This is a genomic window from Clostridium akagii DSM 12554 (assembly GCF_000686725.1).
Lineage (GTDB): Bacteria > Bacillota > Clostridia > Clostridiales > Clostridiaceae > Clostridium_I > Clostridium_I akagii.
Genome location: NZ_KK366009.1, coordinates 244,261 through 266,036, shown reverse-complemented (window position 1 = coordinate 266,036; position 21,776 = coordinate 244,261). Strand labels below are relative to the sequence as shown.

General features: G+C 30.6%; 21 protein-coding genes and 1 other RNA gene. 2 read left to right on the top strand and 20 right to left on the bottom strand.

Annotated features, from left to right (window positions below):
• The 10 genes from BR66_RS0122325 to BR66_RS0122285 form a co-directional block, all read right to left on the bottom strand.
• Positions 1 to 182, bottom strand: a 182-nt coding sequence (locus BR66_RS0122325; protein ID WP_026883330.1) for a hypothetical protein, incomplete at its 3' end; no start/stop codon positions are given.
• Positions 183 to 437: 255 nt separating this feature from the next.
• An RNA gene (gene rnpB, locus BR66_RS25010) (RNase P RNA component class A) lies at positions 438 to 790 on the bottom strand.
• Between the two features lie 39 nt (positions 791 to 829).
• Positions 830 to 1,573 carry a zinc ribbon domain-containing protein gene (locus BR66_RS0122320; RefSeq protein WP_026884908.1) on the bottom strand — a complete coding sequence of 248 codons (744 nt, stop codon included), beginning with the start codon at positions 1,571 to 1,573 and terminating at the stop codon, positions 830 to 832.
• A gap of 95 nt (positions 1,574 to 1,668) precedes the next feature.
• Complete coding sequence (locus tag BR66_RS0122315; protein WP_026884907.1) at positions 1,669 to 2,484, bottom strand: Nif3-like dinuclear metal center hexameric protein; 816 nt, start codon at positions 2,482 to 2,484, stop codon at positions 1,669 to 1,671.
• Positions 2,475 to 3,164, bottom strand: coding sequence for a tRNA (adenine(22)-N(1))-methyltransferase (locus BR66_RS0122310; RefSeq protein ID WP_026884906.1), 690 nt, complete (start codon positions 3,162 to 3,164; stop codon positions 2,475 to 2,477). Before BR66_RS0122310 ends, BR66_RS0122315 begins: the two co-directional genes overlap by 10 nt.
• Before the next feature lie 64 nt (positions 3,165 to 3,228).
• Positions 3,229 to 4,119 carry a PH domain-containing protein gene (locus BR66_RS0122305; protein ID WP_026884905.1) on the bottom strand — a complete coding sequence of 297 codons (891 nt, stop codon included), beginning with the start codon at positions 4,117 to 4,119 and terminating at the stop codon, positions 3,229 to 3,231.
• A 59-nt stretch (positions 4,120 to 4,178) separates the two neighbouring features.
• Positions 4,179 to 5,036 (bottom strand): polysaccharide deacetylase family protein, encoded by an 858-nt coding sequence (locus BR66_RS0122300; protein WP_026884904.1) that lies wholly within the window; start codon positions 5,034 to 5,036, stop codon positions 4,179 to 4,181.
• Between the two features lie 160 nt (positions 5,037 to 5,196).
• Entirely contained in the window at positions 5,197 to 6,270 is a 1,074-nt protein-coding gene (rpoD, locus tag BR66_RS0122295) for an RNA polymerase sigma factor RpoD (protein WP_423219392.1), read from the bottom strand.
• Positions 6,271 to 6,363: 93 nt separating this feature from the next.
• Positions 6,364 to 8,136, bottom strand: coding sequence for a DNA primase (gene dnaG / locus BR66_RS0122290; protein ID WP_026884902.1), 1,773 nt, complete (start codon positions 8,134 to 8,136; stop codon positions 6,364 to 6,366).
• A gap of 162 nt (positions 8,137 to 8,298) precedes the next feature.
• On the bottom strand, positions 8,299 to 9,327 hold the full coding sequence (locus BR66_RS0122285) for a deoxyguanosinetriphosphate triphosphohydrolase (protein WP_026884901.1): 1,029 nt from the start codon (positions 9,325 to 9,327) through the stop codon (positions 8,299 to 8,301).
• A 165-nt stretch (positions 9,328 to 9,492) separates the two neighbouring features.
• On the opposite strand from BR66_RS0122285, the gene BR66_RS0122280 reads away from it, so the two are divergent.
• Positions 9,493 to 10,548 carry a CotS family spore coat protein gene (locus tag BR66_RS0122280; protein WP_026884900.1) on the top strand — a complete coding sequence of 352 codons (1,056 nt, stop codon included), beginning with the start codon at positions 9,493 to 9,495 and terminating at the stop codon, positions 10,546 to 10,548.
• 300 nt (positions 10,549 to 10,848) lie between these two features.
• A complete protein-coding gene (locus tag BR66_RS0122275; protein ID WP_026884899.1) occupies positions 10,849 to 11,097 on the top strand; it encodes a hypothetical protein in 249 nt (82 codons plus the stop codon).
• Between the two features lie 68 nt (positions 11,098 to 11,165).
• Here the strand turns inward: BR66_RS0122275 and BR66_RS0122270 are convergent, their stop codons facing one another.
• The 10 genes from BR66_RS0122270 to BR66_RS0122225 all read right to left on the bottom strand — a co-directional run bounded on the left by BR66_RS0122270 (position 11,166) and on the right by BR66_RS0122225 (position 21,757).
• Entirely contained in the window at positions 11,166 to 11,693 is a 528-nt protein-coding gene (locus tag BR66_RS0122270; protein WP_026884898.1) for a VanZ family protein, read from the bottom strand.
• A 332-nt stretch (positions 11,694 to 12,025) separates the two neighbouring features.
• A complete protein-coding gene (gene ppdK / locus BR66_RS0122265; RefSeq protein WP_026884897.1) occupies positions 12,026 to 14,659 on the bottom strand; it encodes a pyruvate, phosphate dikinase in 2,634 nt (877 codons plus the stop codon).
• A gap of 113 nt (positions 14,660 to 14,772) precedes the next feature.
• On the bottom strand, positions 14,773 to 15,411 hold the full coding sequence (gene ccpN, locus BR66_RS0122260; protein WP_035796874.1) for a transcriptional regulator CcpN: 639 nt from the start codon (positions 15,409 to 15,411) through the stop codon (positions 14,773 to 14,775).
• Between the two features lie 194 nt (positions 15,412 to 15,605).
• A complete protein-coding gene (locus BR66_RS0122255) occupies positions 15,606 to 16,220 on the bottom strand; it encodes a DUF4342 domain-containing protein (protein ID WP_026884895.1) in 615 nt (204 codons plus the stop codon).
• Between the two features lies 1 nt (position 16,221).
• Positions 16,222 to 16,968 carry a DNA repair protein RecO gene (gene recO / locus BR66_RS0122250; protein WP_026884894.1) on the bottom strand — a complete coding sequence of 249 codons (747 nt, stop codon included), beginning with the start codon at positions 16,966 to 16,968 and terminating at the stop codon, positions 16,222 to 16,224.
• A 54-nt stretch (positions 16,969 to 17,022) separates the two neighbouring features.
• Positions 17,023 to 17,907: a GTPase Era gene (gene era / locus BR66_RS0122245; protein ID WP_026884893.1), complete on the bottom strand. Its 885-nt coding sequence runs from the start codon at positions 17,905 to 17,907 to the stop codon at positions 17,023 to 17,025.
• A 52-nt stretch (positions 17,908 to 17,959) separates the two neighbouring features.
• Positions 17,960 to 18,373: a cytidine deaminase gene (locus BR66_RS0122240; protein ID WP_026884892.1), complete on the bottom strand. Its 414-nt coding sequence runs from the start codon at positions 18,371 to 18,373 to the stop codon at positions 17,960 to 17,962.
• 76 nt (positions 18,374 to 18,449) lie between these two features.
• A complete protein-coding gene (locus BR66_RS0122235) occupies positions 18,450 to 19,157 on the bottom strand; it encodes a diacylglycerol kinase (protein WP_026884891.1) in 708 nt (235 codons plus the stop codon).
• A gap of 25 nt (positions 19,158 to 19,182) precedes the next feature.
• On the bottom strand, positions 19,183 to 19,683 hold the full coding sequence (gene ybeY / locus BR66_RS0122230) for an rRNA maturation RNase YbeY (protein ID WP_026884890.1): 501 nt from the start codon (positions 19,681 to 19,683) through the stop codon (positions 19,183 to 19,185).
• 1 nt (position 19,684) lies between these two features.
• Entirely contained in the window at positions 19,685 to 21,757 is a 2,073-nt protein-coding gene (locus BR66_RS0122225) for an HD family phosphohydrolase (protein ID WP_035796869.1), read from the bottom strand.
• Between the last annotated feature and the right edge of the window lie 19 nt (positions 21,758 to 21,776).

Genomic DNA, 21,776 nt, shown 5'->3' with positions numbered 1-21,776 from the left:
GTTCTATCTTCTGTCAATTCCTTTGTAATCTTTCCTACTTTTTCCTTCTTAACTTTTTTTGTTTGCACATTTTGAGTACTTGCCTTATTGCTGCTAACTTGATCTGCATTAACTGTAATTGGAAATACTGATGTGAGTAGAAAAACAGCCAAAGTAACTGAAATGATCTTATCTATTTTCATATATGATTCCCCTTTATTCATAAAATGTCTATATATTATTCATATTTAGGGATTGTATCATAAATGTACTGTCGGAATTTGTATATATTTGTTTGTATATTGATTTATTTATATACAAAATTCTACATAAAGTTTATGAAAACTATGAATCAATAAGATTATATTTAAAGGATTACAGAACCATTTATTTAATATAGCAAAAAAATAAAGTATGGCAAAATAAAAAACACCAAGCTATTAACTTAGTGTTTTCAATGGACGAGTAGCCCTGTAAGCCGAGTTCTGTATTTGACAATCATCTATCTAGGCCTAATGTTACCAGTTAGGCTCAAGCGATTCACCCGAAGACGGAACGGGCAATTCCAAAATGTCTTCCTATTCGATCTTGCTTCAAGTGGGGTTTACATAGCCGCAAAGTTGCCATTGCGCTGGTGAGCTCTTACCTCGCCTTTCCACCCTTACTAGTATAGCTAAAAGCTACCTTTAGCGGTATATCTCTGTTGCACTTTCCTTAGAGTCACCTCCACCAGGAGTTGCCTGGCACCCTGCCCTACGAAGCTCGGACTTTCCTCTCCTGCAAAAGCAGCAGCGATTGTCTGGATTACTCGCAAAGCTATGATACCATATTCTCATTAAAAAAGCAAATTTTACTTTGCTTTTTTAGTGGTTTTAATTTTTTTTATGTCTTCATATATCAATATTCTGCCACAATTATCGCAATAAAGTATGTTATCCTTTTTTGTTGCTTCATCCAAAGTCATTGCTGAAACCTTCATCTTACACCCCTCGCAAATTCCATTGGTTAGCTTTACTACAACATTTTTCTTATGCTCATATTTTGAGTAAAAAGCTTTTAAATAATTTTCTGGTATTAATTTTTGTAATTTTTCAATATTTTTATTTGCAATTTCTAATTTTATTTTTGCATTTTCTATCTTTTCACTTGTATCTTTTTTATAACTATAGAAGTTGTTTTTTACATTAATCAATTCTGTCTTTAAATTTTCAATATCTATATTCAATTTTTCTTCTTTTTCTAAATGTTCTATGGCACTATCTTCAACTATTTTATGTTTTGCCTTATTATTTTTAATACTTTTCTGAAGTGCATTAATAGATTTCATATCATTGGATGAATTATTATATAGAGCAAATTCATCCTTATCTATTTTATCTCTAAATTCTTTAAGTTCTCTACTAGTTTCAGCATAGTCATCCTTTAATGCATTAATTATCTTTACTTTTTCATTATATTTGTTTTTACATTCACCAAATTCTACTTTCATCTTTCTCAGCAAATATAAATGTGCCCCATCTTTGATTATCTTTTTATTCTCCTCAACATTATTATAAGAATTCTGTAATTCGTACAACAAACTCATGTTACTCATATTAATCGTCCTCCCCTGAATTCCTGTAAACAAGATTTATTATAAAGTGTTATTTTAATAAACAAAAAGAAGCAGAAATAGCCTCTATACTATCCCTACTTCATCTTATATGGATCTGACATACTTTGTGATATTAGAATGTTGTTTTTATAACCTAATTTAGCCATTTCTACACCTATTTGCTTTGAAACCTCTACAAGTGGAAGCCATTCTGTAGCAAAGTGCCCAGCATCTATTATTGCCATCTTACTTTCATTATAATCACTTGCATAATGATATGTTATATCGCCGGTTATCACGCAATCAGCCCCTTGTTTTTTGCATAATTCCAAATAGTCACTGCCACTACCATTAACTATGGCAATTGTAGTTATAGGCATGCTTTCGTCACCAATATACCTTAAATTTTTAATTTTAAGTTTACTTTTAACTTCCATTAACAAGCTTTCAAGGGTTTGCTGTTTTTCAAGCTTCACGATTCTACCTATACCTGCATTGCTATTTATGAATTCTTCAGCATGAGTAACTTGTAATACCTTGCAATTTGTGTAACCTAACAATTTTGTTAGCGCATCATTGATGCCACCACTTACTGCATCCAAATTGGTGTGGCTTGAATACAAATTAATATCATTTGTTATCAACTTTATAATTTTTTTTCCAAGCAAAGTTTCGGATGTTATAGATGATGGTTTATGAAATAATAATGGGTGATGAGTTAGTATGAAATTGCATTTTTTATCTTTAGCTTCTTCAATAACTTCAAGAGTACAGTCTAATGCAACTAAAATTGAGCTTACGCTTTTTTCTAAATTACCAACCATAAGCCCAACATTGTCGTAACTCTCACTAAGTGTTTTGGGAGCAATTGCTTCCAAAATAGAACACATATCTCTTACTATTAAAGACATTCTAACATCCCCTCCAACTTCATAACCATCTTCTTTAGATTATTTTTTCTGCTTTGTGCCCCTTCTCCGCTATCATTAATATTATTAAATATTTTATCATACTTTTTGATTTTTAAACAGACATATTCCTTAACAAGAGGATGTTTTTTTTCTAATAAAATTTTGCTAACCTCGTAATATACATCACTTAGAACCTTTGGTTCATTATTATATTTTATTTTTATTACTTCATAGTATTTATTTTCATCTTTACATAAATCCTCATCTAAAACAATATATCCACTTTCATATATATATTTCCTTAATACATCAGGATTCTGGACAGGTTGAAGTACTACATAGTCTAGACTTTTAAAGACCTGTATTCCTTCCTCTATTATATCTCTTATAAGATTACCACCCATTCCTGCAATTATAGCTACATTTACTTCCCTAGGCTTAACTGTTGAAAACCCTGGCCCTAATCTGCATTCTATTGATTTTTCTGCGTTTTCATGTTTAATATTCGCCCTAGCTTTCTCTACAGGTCCCATATTAATGTCTGATGCAATTGCATGTTTGCATATTCCTTTTTCAATTAAATATATAGGCACATATCCATGATCAGTTCCTATATCAGCAATACTATCACATTTTTCTATCATTTTCGCAATACATTCCAGTCTGGAACTAATCTCCATAAACTACTCCTTTAGATGTTTTATGTATCCTCAGTAAAATAACAATCCTAAGATTGTTATTTTATCATCTTAAACTCCATAATACCCTCTGCTGAATAAGCAAAAATACAATTACTACAGCTAGAGAAAAATATATGTACTTATATGCTGATTTTTTATAATGCTTTGCATTCAAGTGAGCTGCATAATACATACAGAAAACTAAAGCCATATTTAATAATCCATATTCCAATTGTTTTAATACAAAATCTTTACTAGTTCCCATAATAGTTGGCTCAAATTTAACATTAAATGATAAAGGCATCTTTTGTGGAAGCATATTCCCATAATATAAATACAAAGGCCTTGCAATAAAAATTATTATTAATATGCTTACTAAAAAGAAAGGTATTCTAAAATAATTATCTTTATATAACCTCTCAGTTATTTTGTTTGTTAAACTCCAATTTCCATCTTCAATACCTATAAGTCTTAATTCATTTTCAAACTCTGTGACATTTATAGGAGATACAGCATAAACATCTTCCTTTGTCTTTATAAAAAAGATATTTTCATTATGTGTTACATTCATATTTACAGCACCAAATTTATAGAAAAAACATCTCCCTATTGCAAAGCTACGTCCTCCATAACCACTTAATTTTATAGCATCAAGATTTCCTGTAGTTTTAGTATATTTTTCTAAATCTATATATGGTATTTTAATTTTCTTTAGTCCAAATATACTGGATATTGTTAACATTTCATTTTCAAATTGATAATTCAATGTAGCAAACTGTAAAATATAATAAAGTTGGTAAATATTAAATATTACTAGAAATGTTCTTAGAAAAACATTAAGCACATAGTCATTTATAAATATTGATGTTACAAAAATCATACTATTACATAATACCGTAATTAATAATATAATCATACTGCCCTTTATCCTCTTTTTGGGTCTAAAACACTTCATTTCCTCACCCTCTAACAAATATATTATATCAAAATATTTGATGAAAAACAGTTAATGTTTTACTGTACTGTGTCAAAATCAAAACCTTGAGTTCTTAAGTAGTCAATTACCGGTTGAAGAGCTAGTACCGTATTTTTTTTAGCTCCAGCATCATGCATTAATATTACTACCACATTTTTACCTACAGTATACTTTCTTAGTTGTTCTAATAAATATGGTACACTAGGATCAAATCCATGTGAATCGTCTGTTTCGTCATTCCAGTCTATATATCTATATCCTGCTTTTGTTGCCGCTTCTCTAAAAGGAAGTAATCTGCCTGGATGATCTTTAGTATCAAATGACCCACCAGGAAATCTAACTAATTCGGAATTATATTTGTCTCCTAATATATTTTTTAAAATTGCATCGCACTTGTCCAAATCCTTCACAAAATTCTCAGGGCCTTCTGCATAATTTAGCTGATGGCTGTAAGTATGATTTCCAATAATTTCTCCATCAACTGATTCTTTTTTCACAAGCTCAGGATATTTCTCAGCCTGTGACCCTATTATAAAAAAGTTAGCTTTTATTTTATTGTTATCTAAGATCTGAAGTATTGATGTTGTATTAATTGATGGACCATCATCAAATGTTAGATATGCCATCTTTTTACCATCAGTTCGCTTAATGCTCCATGGTGCAACTTCCCCTGGTACTATTTTTCTATTTTCTCTAGGTACTCTACTTTCTCTTTTATTCATAACAATTTTTTTATTGTTTTTATGAGTTATATCTACATTTTTTTTATTTTCGGCTTTGTTATACACAACAAATATAGTGGTTAGTGCTACTACTAAAATCAAACTACCAAATATAATTATATTTTTTTTATTCACAATCTTATTTTTATTTTTTTGTCCTCGAAAATTAAGCATAAATTTTTCCGCCCCTAATAGTATTTATATTCACATTATTTGCAAATTCTTTGTTCAGTATACCCCATAACTGTAAACCATTCAAGTTAAAATAAGTTAATTTAAAAATAAGCTACAATCAATTTATGATTGTAGCTTATTTTTAATACAACTAATACAACTAATCCAAATAATCTTTTAATTTTTTACTTCTACTTGGATGTCTTAATTTTCTAAGTGCCTTAGCCTCTATCTGTCTAATTCTCTCTCTTGTAACATTAAATTCCTTGCCAACTTCTTCTAGAGTTCTAGCTCTTCCATCATCAAGACCAAACCTCAATCTTAGTACTTTTTCTTCCCGAGGTGTTAACGTGTCAAGCACATTAATAAGTTGTTCTTTAAGCATTGTAAATGCTGCTGCCTCTGCTGGAGCTAATGCATCATCATCGGGAATAAAATCACCTAGGTGACTGTCTTCTTCTTCTCCTATTGGAGTTTCCAGTGATACTGGTTCCTGTGCAATCTTCATTATTTCCCTAACCTTATCTACAGGCATTTCCATAATTTTAGCTATTTCTTCTGCTTGTGGCTCTCTTCCAAGTTCCTGAAGTAGTTGTCTTGAAACTCTAATTAATTTGTTTATAGTTTCTACCATATGCACTGGAATTCTTATAGTTCGCGCTTGGTCAGCTATAGCTCTCGTAATGGCCTGTCGTATCCACCATGTTGCATAAGTACTAAATTTATAACCTTTTCTATAATCAAATTTTTCTACAGCTTTTATAAGTCCAAGATTTCCTTCTTGTATTAAATCCAAAAATTGCATTCCTCTTCCTACATATCTTTTTGCAATACTAACAACAAGCCTTAAATTTGCTTCTGCTAATTTCTTTCTTGCAATCTGATCTCCTTCTTCTATCCTTTGTGCTAAGGATACTTCTTCGTCTGGTGACAAAAGTGGAACCTTCCCAATTTCCTTTAAATACATTCTAACTGGGTCATCAATTGAAATTCCTTCTGGAACTGATAAATCTAGTTCCCCCTCCTCAACCTCAATTTCTTTAATATCTCCACTAACATCTATACCCATGGTTTCTAAAACTTCATAAATTTTTTCAATTTGTTCTGGGCTTAAATCTATATTTTCTAGTTCATCCATTATTTCTTTATAAGTCAATGAACCTTTTTTCTTACCCTTATCTATAAGTTTTTTAACAAGTGTCATTTTTTCACTTTGTGCCTTGTCATTTGAAATTTGATTGCTTACTAGTTCTTTTTTCTCTTTAATCGCTTTTTCTTTATGTTCTTTCACTTTTTTTTCTTTCACCAAAATGGCCTCCTTTCGTACTTATATCATGCCGTTTATCTTATTTTGTATTATGTTCAATTCTCTCACCATTTGTAATGATTCCTCTAGTCTTCCATTAGATTCATAATCTTTAATTTTTTTCATAATTTCTTTTTTTGACTCCTCTAATCTATATTTTTTTACATTTTTAATGTAATCATCAATAAGCATTTTATTGTCGCAATCATCATTCTTAAGTTCTTCCTCAATTATATTTACCCATTCAGAAGAGCTATCTACATCATCACATTTTGATTCTACTATCTTAATTAGTTTTTCCTTTTGCTGTCCTATATTTTCTACAATTATATTAAATATTTTTTTATGACTATCCATATTTAGGTCGTCACTATTTATCTTACTATTTATATAATCGTATGATTCATTATCCAAAATCATAAATTTTAGTATAAGTCTTTCAGCTTTAAGATATGCAGGCTCCATATATAATTTCTGCCCATATATCTCCATATTATTCATTGTTTGTAATGTTTTAGTGTTCTTTTGCATTTCTTCACTTAACAGGTCATAAATTGCCTGTTCTTTAATTCCCGTAGTTTCGGAAACTTTTTTTATATATATATCCTTTTCTATAGGATCTAAATCCACAAGAATATCTGAAACCAACTTCACGTATTTCATCTTTTGTTCAGTATTTTCTAAATCTAAACCTTCAGCTACGCTTTGAATTCTATAATCTATAAGTGGCATGGCGTTTTTAATCAATTCTTCATAAGCCTCTTTTCCATTATTTCTTACAAATTCATCTGGATCTTTACCCTCTGGTACTTTTAACACTTTCACTTGTAGCCCAGTATCCTTAAGTATTTTAAGACCTCTAAGTGTTGCTTTTTGACCAGCAACATCCGCATCATAGGATATTATAATATCATCTGCATATTTTTTTAATAATTTTGCTTGAGACATGGTAAGTGCAGTTCCTAATGATGCCACAACATTCGTAATTCCATACTGATGAAGAGTTATGCAATCCATATATCCTTCTACAATTATAAATGTTCGTTGATTATCATTTTTTAGTGCAAAATTTAGACCATATAAATTTACTCCTTTTTTGAATAGAGGAGATTCTGGGGAATTCAGATATTTTGGTTTAGAATCATCTAAAACCCTTCCTCCAAATCCAATAACCTTGCCTCTATAATCAAATACAGGGAAAATAATTCTATTTCTAAATCTATCGTATTTGTTTCCTTTATCATTTTTAATTATTAACCCATTTGTTAACAAATCGGCTTCACTGTATCCCTTTTTTCTTAAAAAATTCATTATACCATGCCAATCATCTAAGGCATAGCCTAATCCGAATTTTCTTATTGTATTATCACTAATACCTCTTCCTAAAAAATATTCATTGGACCTTTTATCATTTTTTAAATTGGCGAAAAAGAATCTTGCAGCATCCACATTTAGCTTTATTAATCTCTCATTGGCATTATTTTTTTTACTATTACCACTTTCTAAAAAGTCTAAATCCATATGCACTCTTTCAGCAAGTATCCTAACCGAATCTACAAAAGACAAGTTTCTAATTTTCATAACAAATGTTATTACGTTACCGGCTTCTCCACATCCAAAACATTTATAAATTTGTTTATCCCTAGACACACTAAAAGAAGGTGACTTTTCGTTATGAAATGGACAAAGCCCAGTATAATTTCTTCCACTTCTCTTTAGTCTTACCTTTTCAGATATTACATCCACAATATCATTTTCATATTTTATCTTCTCAATAACATCTTCAGGTATCACGAGGACACCCCCACCTAACCTATTATTTTATTCCGAACATTTATTATTTCGACAAAATAGTTTAAAATCCCTTTTTTTTTCAAAAATTAAATTCAATTTTTTCAAATATATTAACTGTTAGCTTTATTCTGCCCAAATTTAATAATGGTTTATTCCACATTTTTAATAAACCATTAATTTAGGCACATATTTTTCGTTAAATATAGCTAAGCAATAATCATCACTCATTCCTGAAATATAATCAGCAACCCCTTGATATAAACCTTCTTTTTCTATGATTTTCCTATATACCTCTGGTAATTCATTAGGTCTTTTTATAAAATAAAGAAAAACTTGTTCAATCACAAATTTTGCCTTTTCCCTCTCAATGCTGAGCTTACTGCCATTATAAATATTAGTAAACATAAATGATCTAAGTCCCATAAGCGCTTTTTCGATTTTTTCACTTAGGTCTACCTGAAAAATACCTTTTTTAAGATTATCTAGAGTTTTATAAATGCAATCTCTTACTAATGTATTTATTCTATCACTTGAGCTGAAACCTAAAACTTCTATATATTCTTTAGGTAGTTCTTCTTGCTTTAAAATTCCAGCTCTTATAGAATCATCTACATCATGATTTACATATGCTATTTTATCACTAAACTTAACAACTTGTCCTTCTAAAGTAAAAGCTTTTATCTTTTTATTTTGAAAACCACTATGATGAAGTATGCCATCAAGAACTTCTTTTGTAAGATTTAGTCCTTGCCCTTGGTTTTCAAGTCTTGTAAGAACCCTTATGCTATTCACATTATGCTTAAACCCATTAGGTAAAAGCTGATTTAAAATTTCCTCCCCATTATGAGCAAATGCAACATGACCAATATCGTGTCCAAGTGCTATTGCTTCAACCAAGTCTTCATTTAATCCTATACCCTTCCCAATAGTTCTGCTGATTTGTGATACTTCAAGTGTATGAGTGAGCCTAGTTCTATAATGATCGCCAAAAGTTTTAATAAAAACTTGTGTCTTATGTTTTAGTCTTCTAAAAGATTTGCAATGTATAATCCTATCCCTGTCAACCATAAAGCAAGTTCTATTTTCATCAGGGTTTTCATATTTGTCTCGACCAATTGATTTTGAAGATATGATTCCTTGAGTTACAATGATTTTTTCTTCCTTTTCTTCTATCATTTCTCTTATATTCATATCAAAATCACCTTTCCTATTATATTTTAATTCTATACAACTATTAAAAATCCTTCTTGTTTCTTTATATATTTTACATGTATAGTTAAAAATTTTTTTTATAATGTATATTATGTAATATTTACTAATATGCTTATAATGAAAGTTATAAGCAAGGGGTGGCTTATGCCTAAAACAACAGTGAATTATAAAACAGATTTATTATCTCAAGCAGAGATTAAAAAGAACATTTTAAGCGAATATAATTTAGAGAATTCTAATGTATATCAAATTAAATTTAAAGATACGGACAAGCAAAGAGCTGTATATAAAATAGAATCTAACTTTAAATATTATTGCCTAAAAAAAGTATATTATACTAAAGATGAACTACTTTTTGTATACTCCAGTATTGAATGGATTTATAGATTTAATTTAAATGTACCTAGAATTCTTCCTACACAAACTGGTAAAAGATTTGTCTCATTTAATGGAATGCTATTTATACTTACTCCATGGATTGATGGAGACAAATGCGATTATGATAATATGAAACATGTAATAGACTCATCTATTACTTTAGCGAATTTCCACAAGTTTTCACGGAACTTTTATCCAATCCCAGGTAGTAAATTACGTCTAGGCTATGAAGACATGTACTTATCAATGAATCGGCATTTTAATCAATTACTTGATTTTTCAAACCTTGCCTTCAAATATGGTGATAATTTTTCAAAAATATATATTGAAAATTTTGATGCGTGCATAACTTTAGCCAAAATTTCAATAGAAAATGCTTCACACATAAACTCAAATAATTTAAGCAAATCCCTATGCCATCTTGACTATGTAAATAAAAACATAATATTTGATAAGTTCAATAAACTTTGGATAATAGATTTTGATAAATGCAAAATGGATTATTCAGCTCACGATATCTCATATTTTCTTAGAAGAATTCTAAAAAGAGAAACCACTAACTGGGATTTTGAACTTTTAAAAAATTGTCTTACTGCCTACCATAACATTCTTCCATTAACCGCAGATGATTATTGGTATATATCATCCTATATTAGTTTCCCACAGAAACAATGGAGATTATTAAGGGATTACTACAATAACATAAATGTGTGTAATAAGCAAGCTTTTATTGTTTTACTAGAAAAGTCTATGACAACCATGGAAAAACATATTGAAACTTCGCTAAACTTTAGCAATAGTTTGAAAACCTTAATACCTTAATGTTGATGAGAGCAACATGGCAAGGCACGTTCATAGGCTACTCGCTACGCTTAAGAAAGTGTAGCACGAATAGCCTATTTCACATACCTTGCCATGCTGCTTATCAAGATTAATTAATATAAATAAAATTTATATTATATTTATTTATATTAATGTTGCTATATTGTAATATTTTATTATGTTACCGTTATAGGGACTCCACGTTTTCACATGCTTCTAAAATCATTATTATATAAAAATGATACCTAATTTTGTTCATAGAGTTGGTACAATCCTATAATAAATTTGGAGGTGCTTTAATTGGGGAAAAAAATAACCATTATAACTCTTTTTACAATAGTAATTACATCTCTTGCTTTATATTTTCAATGGGCAGAATTTTATGAAGGTTTCAGTTATAGTTCTGAAAATCTTGCATTTTCAATAATATTTTTATCATCATGGCTACTATTTAGTTTTTACTTTGGCACAATTGAAGACAAAAGATATCAAAAGTTTATCATTGTATATTGTGGTATTAATATCATCGCCGCCAGGCATGATATTTAGTTTTATAGGATATTTGCTTGGAGGTTTGGTATCAAAATTAAAAAAATCATAAAAATTATTTAACTCTTTTATTTTGATTTTAGATTTAGTTTTAACAATATAGCCCATATTTCATATCCAAGAAATGTTCCTGCAGTATTCATCAATATATCATTTAATTGCACAAATCTTCCAGTAAAAATCTGAAGGAATTCAATTGTTCCCGAAAAAATTAAACCAATTAAAATCCCATAAATCCATTTATTTTTGAGTTTCTTAAAAACAATTGAGGAGAAGAAACCAAAAGGAGTAAAGAGAGCAATATTCAACAATGTTGCCATGGATAACCCTTCTTGTCCAAATAAAGCAAAGCTATAATTCACACGACCATTAACTATTGCAGTTGTGCTGAAGTCTCCACCAATGATTCCTGTTATCTTTAATATAGTTATAACAACAAGAATCCATGCGAATTCACATAACATGCTCAACGGTTTAAATTCTATTGTGCTTTTAGTTAAAAACTTTCCACCAGTGAATATAATAAAAACAATAAATGCTATAGGTATTAAATAAATTAACGTTCCTATTCCTTCTCTCAAATAATTTATTAACATTTCTAGTTCTCCCTTCTTTTCGTGGCACATATAAATAAACTTTACTCCGCATTTTCTTACTATTGTTCTATCCTACTATTATGTAACTACATTCACTTTTTTTTTGCTAAAATTCTTCCTTAGCCAATAAGTAACCTTTTCCGATAACACAGTCATTCCAAAAATAAGGCTAATTAAATATGTATTATTCACTGAAAAACAAAAGGGACTGCATCTTAAAATGATTTTCAAACATTCTAATCCAGTCCCTAGAATTTTGTCCTTTAACTCTTAGCTCTTAGCTCTTATCTCTTATCTTAAAAAACTGATATTTGGTACCTGGAATCTGCCTCCTAGCCTCTTGGGTTCTTAACCTGGGCTTGTGCTGCTGCAAGTCTTGCAAGCGGTACTCTGAATGGAGAACATGACACATAATCAAGCCCTACATTATGGCAAAATTCAACGGAAGAAGGATCTCCACCATGCTCACCACATAATCCAAGATGAATATCTGGTCTTGTTTTTCTCCCTAATGTAACTGCTAGTTCAACTAATTTACCAACACCTATTTGATCTAGCTTTGCAAATGGATCGGATTCATAAATCTTATTGTCATAATAGTCACCTAAGAATTTACCTGCATCATCTCTTGAAAATCCAAAAGTAAGTTGAGTCAAATCATTAGTTCCAAAAGAGAAAAATTCTGCTTCTTTTGCTATTTCATCAGCAAGAAGTGCTGCTCTTGGAACTTCAATCATAGTACCAACCTTATATTTTAAATCTATTCCTTCTCTCTTTATAATTGCATCTGCTGTTTCTAGAACAATATTTTTTACAAATTTCAATTCTTTTAGTTCCCCTACAAGTGGAATCATTATTTCAGGTACTATGTTATAGCGCTTATTCCTTATAACCTCAATGGCAGACTCTATAACTGCTGTTGTTTGCATTTCTGCTATTTCTGGATAAGATACACAAAGTCTGCAACCCCGGTGCCCCATCATTGGATTAAATTCATGTAAATATGATATTGTCCCCTTTAATTCATCAAGACTGATATTCATCTCCACTGCCAAATTTTTTATATCTTCTTCAGCAGTTGGAAGGAATTCATGAAGTGGTGGATCTAAGAATCTTATAGTGACTTCCTTACCTTCCATAGCTTCATAAATTCCAATAAAATCTTTTTTCTGCATTGGTAGTATTTTTGCTAATGCTTTTTTCCTTTGTTCAGTAGTTTTTGCAACAATCATTTCCCTTACTGCCGCTATTCTATCCTCTTCAAAGAACATATGCTCAGTTCTACATAGCCCGATACCTTCAGCTCCAAATTCTATAGCCTGTCTTGCATCTTTTGGAGTATCAGCATTAGTCCTTACCTTTAACTTTCTGATGCTATCAGCCCAGCCCATGAATGTTTCAAAATAGCCACTTATTTCAGGCGATGATGTCTTAATTGCCCCACCATATACATTTCCTGTACTACCATCTAAAGATATAAAATCTCCTTCATGATAAGTCTTTCCTTTAACTGAAAAAATCTTTTCATCTTCATTTATATTTATTTCTCCGCAACCAGCAACGCAACAAGTACCCATACCTCTAGCTACAACAGCTGCATGAGATGTCATTCCCCCTCGGACTGTTAATATACCTTCTGCGGCAACCATACCTTCAATGTCTTCTGGAGATGTCTCAAGCCTTACTAAAATCACCTTTTCTCCTGATCCATGGTGATTTTTTGCTTCTTCAGCCGTGAAACAAATTTTCCCACTTGCGGCACCAGGTGAAGCTGGTAGACCATGAGCAATTACTTCTGTCTTTTTTAGTTCAGAAATATCAAAAACTGGGTGTAATAAAGAATCTAGCTGCTTTGGTTCAACTCTTAATATTGCCTCGTCTTTTGATAAAGAACCGTCATTTACCATATCAACGGCAATTTTAAGTGCAGCTTGAGCTGTCCTCTTTCCATTCCTTGTTTGAAGAAAATATAATTTGCTTTGTTCTATGGTAAACTCCATGTCTTGCATATCCTTATAATGCTTTTCTAATTTTTGTGCGATATTCATAAATTCATCAAAACACTGTGGAAGATCCTCTGCAAGTTTTGTTATTGGTTGTGGAGTTCTTATTCCTGCAACAACATCTTCACCCTGAGCATTTATTAAATACTCTCCAAATATTTTCTTTTCTCCTGTAGCAGGATCTCTAGTAAATGCAACACCAGTACCTGATGTATCACCCATATTTCCGAATACCATTGCTTGAACATTTACTGCTGTTCCCCAATCTCCTGGTATGTCATTAATTCTTCTATAAACTATTGCCCTTGGATTATCCCAAGATCTAAACACCGCTGTTATTGACTCTAATAGTTGTTCTTTGGGATCTTGTGGAAAATCTGTGCCTATTTCTTTTTTATATAATTGTTTGAATTTTAATACAAGTTTTTTTAAGTCTTCACTTTTAAGTTCTGTATCAAATTTAACATTATTTTCTTCTTTTGCTGAATCAATAAGATTCTCAAATTTTCTCTTCTCTATACCCATAACTACATCAGAAAACATCTGGATAAACCTTCTATATGAATCGTATGCAAATCTATCATTATTCATTAGTTTTGCTATGCCTTCAACAGTGTTATCATTTAACCCTAAGTTAAGAATTGTGTCCATCATTCCTGGCATAGATACCCTTGCTCCTGACCTTACAGATACGAGAAGCGGTTTTTCCGTGTCACCAAAACGTTTACTTGAAATATTTTCAAGTTGCTTTAAAGCCTCATTAATTTGGTCTTTGATATCATCAGAAATCTTTTTATCATCAGTATAATACTTAACACAAGCTTCAGTACTTACAGTAAATCCTTGTGGAACAGGAATACCTAAATTAGTCATTTCAGCCAGATTAGCGCCTTTTCCACCTAGCAAATTTCTCATTTTAGCATTTCCCTCTTTAAAAAGATACACATACTTTTTACTTTCCATAGTAACATACATCCCCTTTTGATTAATTTTTGTATCTATACTAAAGGATTAAATCCATTAGTTCAATTAACCTAAAACGTTACATTTATGAATAGAATAATAAATCCAACTATTCAATTCCCAAGTTTTACAAGCAGTTTAGTTATATTGGTTTTTGACACCTTGCCCACTATTTTATATAAATCCTTATTTTCCTCTGTAAATTTCTCTACTACTGGTAAACTATCTACTTCGTGTTCTATAATTTTTTTTGCTGACATATATGCTGAATCTTCTGGTTTTACACATATGATATTTGGCATTCTAGTCATGATAACACCTACTGGTATCTGTTTCATATCACCAGTACCTCCTATGGCAAGCTTCAAAAAATCTTTCCTTGAAACTGCACCTACTAGGCATCCTTTGTTTTCAATGAATAAAGTTCCAACATCATTTAAAAACAAATACACAATTGCATCATATACCTTTGTTTCCTCCCCTGTAACTACAGGCTTTGTCATTATATCTTTTACTTTTATTTTTCTTATGTAATCATATAAAACACTATTAGAGGGTTTTTGTGAATATATATATCCTACCTTTGGTCTCGCTTCCAGTATCCCCGTCATAGTAAGAATTGCTAAATCAGATCTCAAAGCAGCTCTTGTAACATTAAGTCTTCCAGCAATTTTCTCACTAGTTATAGGGGGGTTTTCCTTAACCAACCTTATTATTTCTTCTTGTCTCGGTGAGAATTTAATTGTGCACACCCTCTTTCTAAATTGTACAATCTAATTATAACATTTAATTGAAATTAATAGTATACACTTTACAATTTTTGTACAAATTTTAATTACTACATATATTTCATTGAAAACATAAAGGGACTGCAAATAAATTTTCACAAACAAATTTATTTGCAGTCCCTTTTAATCTCAATAAGCATGAATCTTTTTTTAACTTATTACTTGTCTTTGTCTTTGTCTTTGTCTTTGTCTGTTTCTTTGTCTGTTTCTGTTTCTGTTTCCTTTTTCTCTTCATCCTCAAATTTTACTGTATATTGAAAAGAATTGTCAGCTTCATTACTTTTTGTGAAATTATCTTTTACGTCTTGTGCCTTATTCTTTACATCCTGTGCCTTATCCTTCACAGAAGAAAAAGTGTCTTTAATAATCTTATTTACTACTTCTACAGACCCATCTTCTCTAGTTATCTCAATAGTTACTTTTGTAACAACTGCTGTTAAAAATATTATAGCAAGCAGTGAAGGTAAAACAACAATTAGTGCAGCACTTGCTACAACACCTGCACTTATAGGTATATCCACAAGCACTTTTTCATCTTTTTTAACCTTTATTCTAGTTACATTTCCTTTTCTTATAACTTCTTTTACCCAATCAATGAACTCTTCTTTAGAAGTGTACATTGCATCTTTAGTAGTGGTTTGGGTTTTTTCAATGTATACTAGCGCCTCTACTACATTTCCTTCAGTTGCTTCTAATGCTTCTTTTGCTTCTGTATAGCTAACTCCTGTTCTCTCTCTAATGATATCAATTTTTTCTAGTGTAATTTCTTCCATATCAATCATTCCTCCTTAAACTATCTAATATTTCCAAACTCTTGGGCTTTTTACCGTAACTTTGAAAAATCAAATCACTTAATATTCCATATATTTCATCTTTGATTTGATTGTTTAAATTGATTCTATAGATTTTATCCAATTGTAATTTAGATAAAAATTTTAACGTATTAAAAGCTGCATGACTTATTATCTTGCCATTACTCTTTCTACATTCTGGACAAATTCCTCCGTAATATTCGTAACTAAAGTAATTTGAAGAATTTATTTTTTTTCTGCACTTAGTGCAATAGTCCATGTTAAGTCCATATCCAGTAAGTGTTAGCAATTTTATTTCAAATGCTCTTATTAAAGTGTCTAAATCCCCCACCTTATTCCTCATAAGGTAAAAAGCAATAACAAGCTCCTTAAATAATAATCTATTGCTTTCGCCCTCTACCATGGAAAAATCGATTAATTCACAAAGATAGGAGGCATATGCTATAGTGTCTAAATCTGATAAAAATTCTTGGAAAGAATCTAATATTATACCTTCATTTAAGCTGAACATACCCTTACCTTTAAATAGAGTATAATTTCCAAAACAAAAATCCAAGGTACTTGCCATAAGCTTACTTCTACTCTTTTTTGCACCTTTTGCCATTACACTTAGCTTACCAAATTTTTCTGTAAATATCCATAAAAGCTTATCATTTTCACCTATATCTTTACTCTTTAGGATTACTCCTCTACTGTTAAATATAGACAGAATACCACCCCTCTACCTATATTCTTTCCGTTTTATCAAAATTAATTATTATTTTTATTTTTTGTATCCAAATTCATTTAGTAAAAATGGATTATCTCTCCACTCTTTTTTAACTTTAACCCAAATCTTTAATCTTATCTTTGCCTGCAAAAGTTTTGCAATATCTTCTGTAGCATGTTTATTTATTTTATTAAGCATGGTACCTTCCTTACCTATTATAATTCCCTTATGAGAATCTTTTTCGCAATATAAATTTGCTTCTATCTTGTATACAAGCTTTTCGTTTTGCTTCATTGTTAAAATTTCAACGGCTATGCCATGAGGTACTTCTTCTTTTAACAATCTCAATGCCTTTTCTCTTATTATTTCGCCAACTACAAATTTCTCCTGTACATCTGTAAGCATGTCATCAGGATAATATTTAGGTCCCTCTGGCATGTTTTTCTTCATCAAATCTAATAATACATCAACGTTTTTACCGTTAAAAGCGCATATTGGAATTATTTCTTTAAAGTCGAATTTGCTAGAATAATTTTTTAAGGTTTCAGCAATTCTTTCAGTGGTTGATTCATCTATTTTATTAATTACTAAAAACACAGGAATGTTTATATCCTTTAATTGCTCAAGTATATACTCATCGCCTCTGCCCATTTCTACATCTGCATTTGCTACAAACACAATCAAATCCACGTCTTTAAATGAGTCTGTGGCTAATTTTACCATGTACTCACCTAGCTTGTGTCTCGGTTTATGTATTCCTGGAGTATCTACAAATATTAATTGAGACTCTTCATCCGTTAATATTGTATGTATATTATTTCTTGTAGTTTGTGGCTTATTTGATACTATGGACAACTTTTCACCCATTATATAATTAAGTAAAGTTGATTTTCCTACATTTGGTCTTCCTACGATTGTTATATATCCTGATTTAAACATATGTCCTCCTTATTTATGTTTCTTTGAAAAAGTATACTAGGATAATCCCTAGTTATTGTTTTTTAGATGCCTTATCTAGATCATTACTTGTAAATGCACCGGGTAAAATTTCCTCTAACTTTTTAACTATATAATCATCTTCGTTTTTAGCAAGAATTACAATTGCACTTGCTTTAGCAAATTCTGCTATCACTTGTCTACATATACCGCATGGATATGTATAGTTTTTAACATCTCCCACAATGGCAATGGCTTTGATTTCTTTTGACCCTTCCGATATAGCCTTAAAAATCGCAGTTCTCTCTGCACAATTTGTGGCTCCATATGATGCATTCTCAATATTACATCCTGTAAAAATCTTACCATTTTCCATGAGCACAGCGGCTCCAACTTTAAATTTCGAATATGGCGCATATGCCATTTCTCTTGCTCCTAATGCCTCAATTATTATTTTTTTATAATCCATATTATCTCCTCAATCTTAATCACAAATTGTGTATAGATTATAACACTATCATAACATAAAAGTATATAGCCACGCTTTATTCAAATATTTTAAATAACAATATTGTAAGAAGTGTACCAAATGCTGCTCCAACTAATACTTCAAATATAGAGTGTACTTCAGAATCCACCCTGCTCTGTGCTACTATCAATGCTAAAAGATAACATAAAATGATTACTAGCGGTTGTGCTGATATTAATGCTATTAATGTAGCTAGAGAAAAAGAAATTGCACTGTGTCCACTGGGCATTCCGCCTCTAAGAGGTGTTCCTTCACCAAATATTGCCTTTACAATAAGTGTAGCTATACATACAATTACTAATATTACAAATATCATATATGGGTTTGAATTTTTAATCTTATTTATTACTACTAGTGATATTGGTCTTACTTTATCCCCGAATATAATATAACCAACTATAACAGAATTTATTGCAGTAACTAATACGGCTCCTGCTGCAACGTTCTTTGCTATTTTAGCCAATGGATGATAATAGTTAGCTAGCATATCTACAGTGCACTCTACTGCCGTATTAACCATCTCAGCCGATATTACTAGTGTAATTGAAATAGTTATAATAAGAAGTTCAACTTTACTTATATCAGTTAAAAAACAAGCTGTCAAAACAATTAATGTTGCCACCATATCTATTCGCATGTTTCTTTGTGTTCTAACCGCATAGAGTATTCCATCAATTGCATAATTAAAACTGTCCACTACTTTTCCTACTTTTCCTACTTTCATATACTAGTCACCCTTTTCACCCTAACTATCTGTTTAGTTTAAATTTGTTTAATATTTCTTCTTCTCGGTTTCTCATAATTTTTTTATCCTCAGTCTCCATATGGTCATATCCCAATAGATGCAGCACCGAATGAACTGAAAGGTATGCACACTCACGTATAAACGAATGTCCAAACTCTAACCTTTGCTGCTCTGCTCTCTCTAAAGAAATTGCTATATCTCCAAGTACAATTCTACCTTCATTTAGGTATATATCTCCAAATTTAATATCTTTATATATATCCTTATAAACTTTTTTTTGTGGATAATCAAGCATAGGAAAGGAAAGTACATCTGTAATTGAATCTATATTTCTATTCTCATTATTTATTTTTTTTATTGTCTCATTATCAATTAAAATAACCGAAACTTCATATTCACTATTAACCCCTTCTTCTTTAAGTGAATAGTCGATTATTTTTTTTAAAATATCTTGATTTTCCTCTGAAAATTTTATTTTATTTTGCCTATTATCAATTAAGATCATTTTATTTCCCCTTTTTCTGGCCTAATTGTGATTTATCAGTAGGATATTCAATTCTCTGATGATAAATTCCATTTAAAGCACTTAGAAATGCCTTCCTTATTTCATTTAACTCCCTAAACGTCAAATCGCAATCATCTAATTGCCCTTCATTTAATTTACTGGTTATTATATTATTAACCATTTCTTCTATTTTACCCTTTGTTGGTTCTTGTATTGACCTCACAGCAGCCTCAACACTATCCGCAATCATTATTATTGCACTTTCTTTGGTTCTAGGAATTGGCCCCGGGTATCTGAAATTTTCTTCCACAATTTCTTCCGGGTTATCAGCAGAATTTTTCATAGTGATGTAAAAATATTTAGCCAAAGTTGTCCCATGATGTTCTGCTATTACATCTTTAATGGCTTTAGGTAATTTGTATTCTTCTGCAAGTTCTAATCCGTCCTTTACATGTGAAATTACAACTAATGCACTTAGATTAGGTGTCATCTTATCATGAGGATTATCCGTGCCAAACTGGTTTTCCTTAAAAAAATATGGTCTTACTACTTTTCCAATGTCGTGATAATACGAAGCGACTCTTGCAAGTACTTGATTTCCTCCAACCTTTTCCGCAGCAACCTCCGCCAAATTTGCCACCATAATGCTGTGGTGATATGTTCCCGGTGCCTCAACTAGCAATCTTTTAAGGAGCTTTTGATTAGGATTAGAAAGTTCCAAAAGTTTCATTGCTGTAACAATATTAAAAACATTTTCCAAAATAGGAAGAAATCCTATAGTTAATATTGCTGAAATAAAAGCTCCCACAAAGGCAAAAGCCGTAGTCTCAAGTATATCAAAAAAATTATTTATAACTAAAAACCCTATAGAAAAAGTAAGTATTGAATTTGCTATTCCTATGTAAAGTGATGCATACAATATGTCATTTCGCATCTGCATCTTTTTTAGAAATAATGATGTTATAAGTGTACTCATTATTGCTATTAATATTATTTGCATATTAAATTCCACTACCGTAGACATCAATATACAATTAAATAGACTTATAAATAATGATACCCTCTCATCTAATAAAATAGTTAGTAGCATTGGTAAAAATGCAAGTGGAATTAAAAATGGTGATATTATATTTATAGTCCTTGCTAAAATCAAAAAAACTATATTGAGCAAAAATATAAGTATTAAATTATTATTGTTTTTAAACAATTCGTTGTGTTTTTTATACAAATAATAACCTTGAATAAATAAAATAATAAAATCAAGAGCCCCTAGACTTACGTATATGTACCAATTAGAATTTTTATTGTTATTAAGTAGTCCTAAATCTGACAATACATCTAATTGTTGTTTTGTAACTGGTTCTCCTTCTTTTACTACTAGCTGACCTTTTTTTATCATCACCGGGGCAACTTTTTTCTTAGCACTATTTTTAATATCACTTGTTTTATCTTGATTAATAAAAAGATTAGGTTTTATATAATATTCCGTTGCAATTATGCCAAGTTCAGCCACTTCTTTTTTAAATTTAGATTTGCTAAATTGACTATTTATATAATTTTCTGCATTTTTCTTATCATAATCATCGTCTTCTTTTATTCCATTTGAAAACATACCTTTAATGGTTTTTAAAATGAAGCTTTGCAAATTATTATTATCATCTACACTAATTGTCATCCATGTATTTATCTGTTCAGCTGTCAGCTTGTTATTATATAACATATAACTTCTAAACATATTTTGTTTTTGATTTATGTCTATATTTTGTGCTCTAAGCCCATTAATTTTATCGAAACCACTATTTAAATCCTGTTCTGACTCTGTTTCAACTTCTTCATTTTTGTCATATTGCTGTCCAACAGAATCCGCTGCTTCCTTTTCTCTTTCATCTGTTGCTGTTTTATCTTCAACATCTCTCTGGGCCTTTATATCAATATTTGCTATTTCACCCTCTTTTAAATTGTAAGTTTTGGGCACGATAGACGTTAGCATAATGGCGTAAATTATAATAAAAGCGATAAAAAATATAAAAGTTTTTTTTGATATTTCACCTCTTATTATCTTTGTAATCTTCATATGAATTCACCCTTTTGTT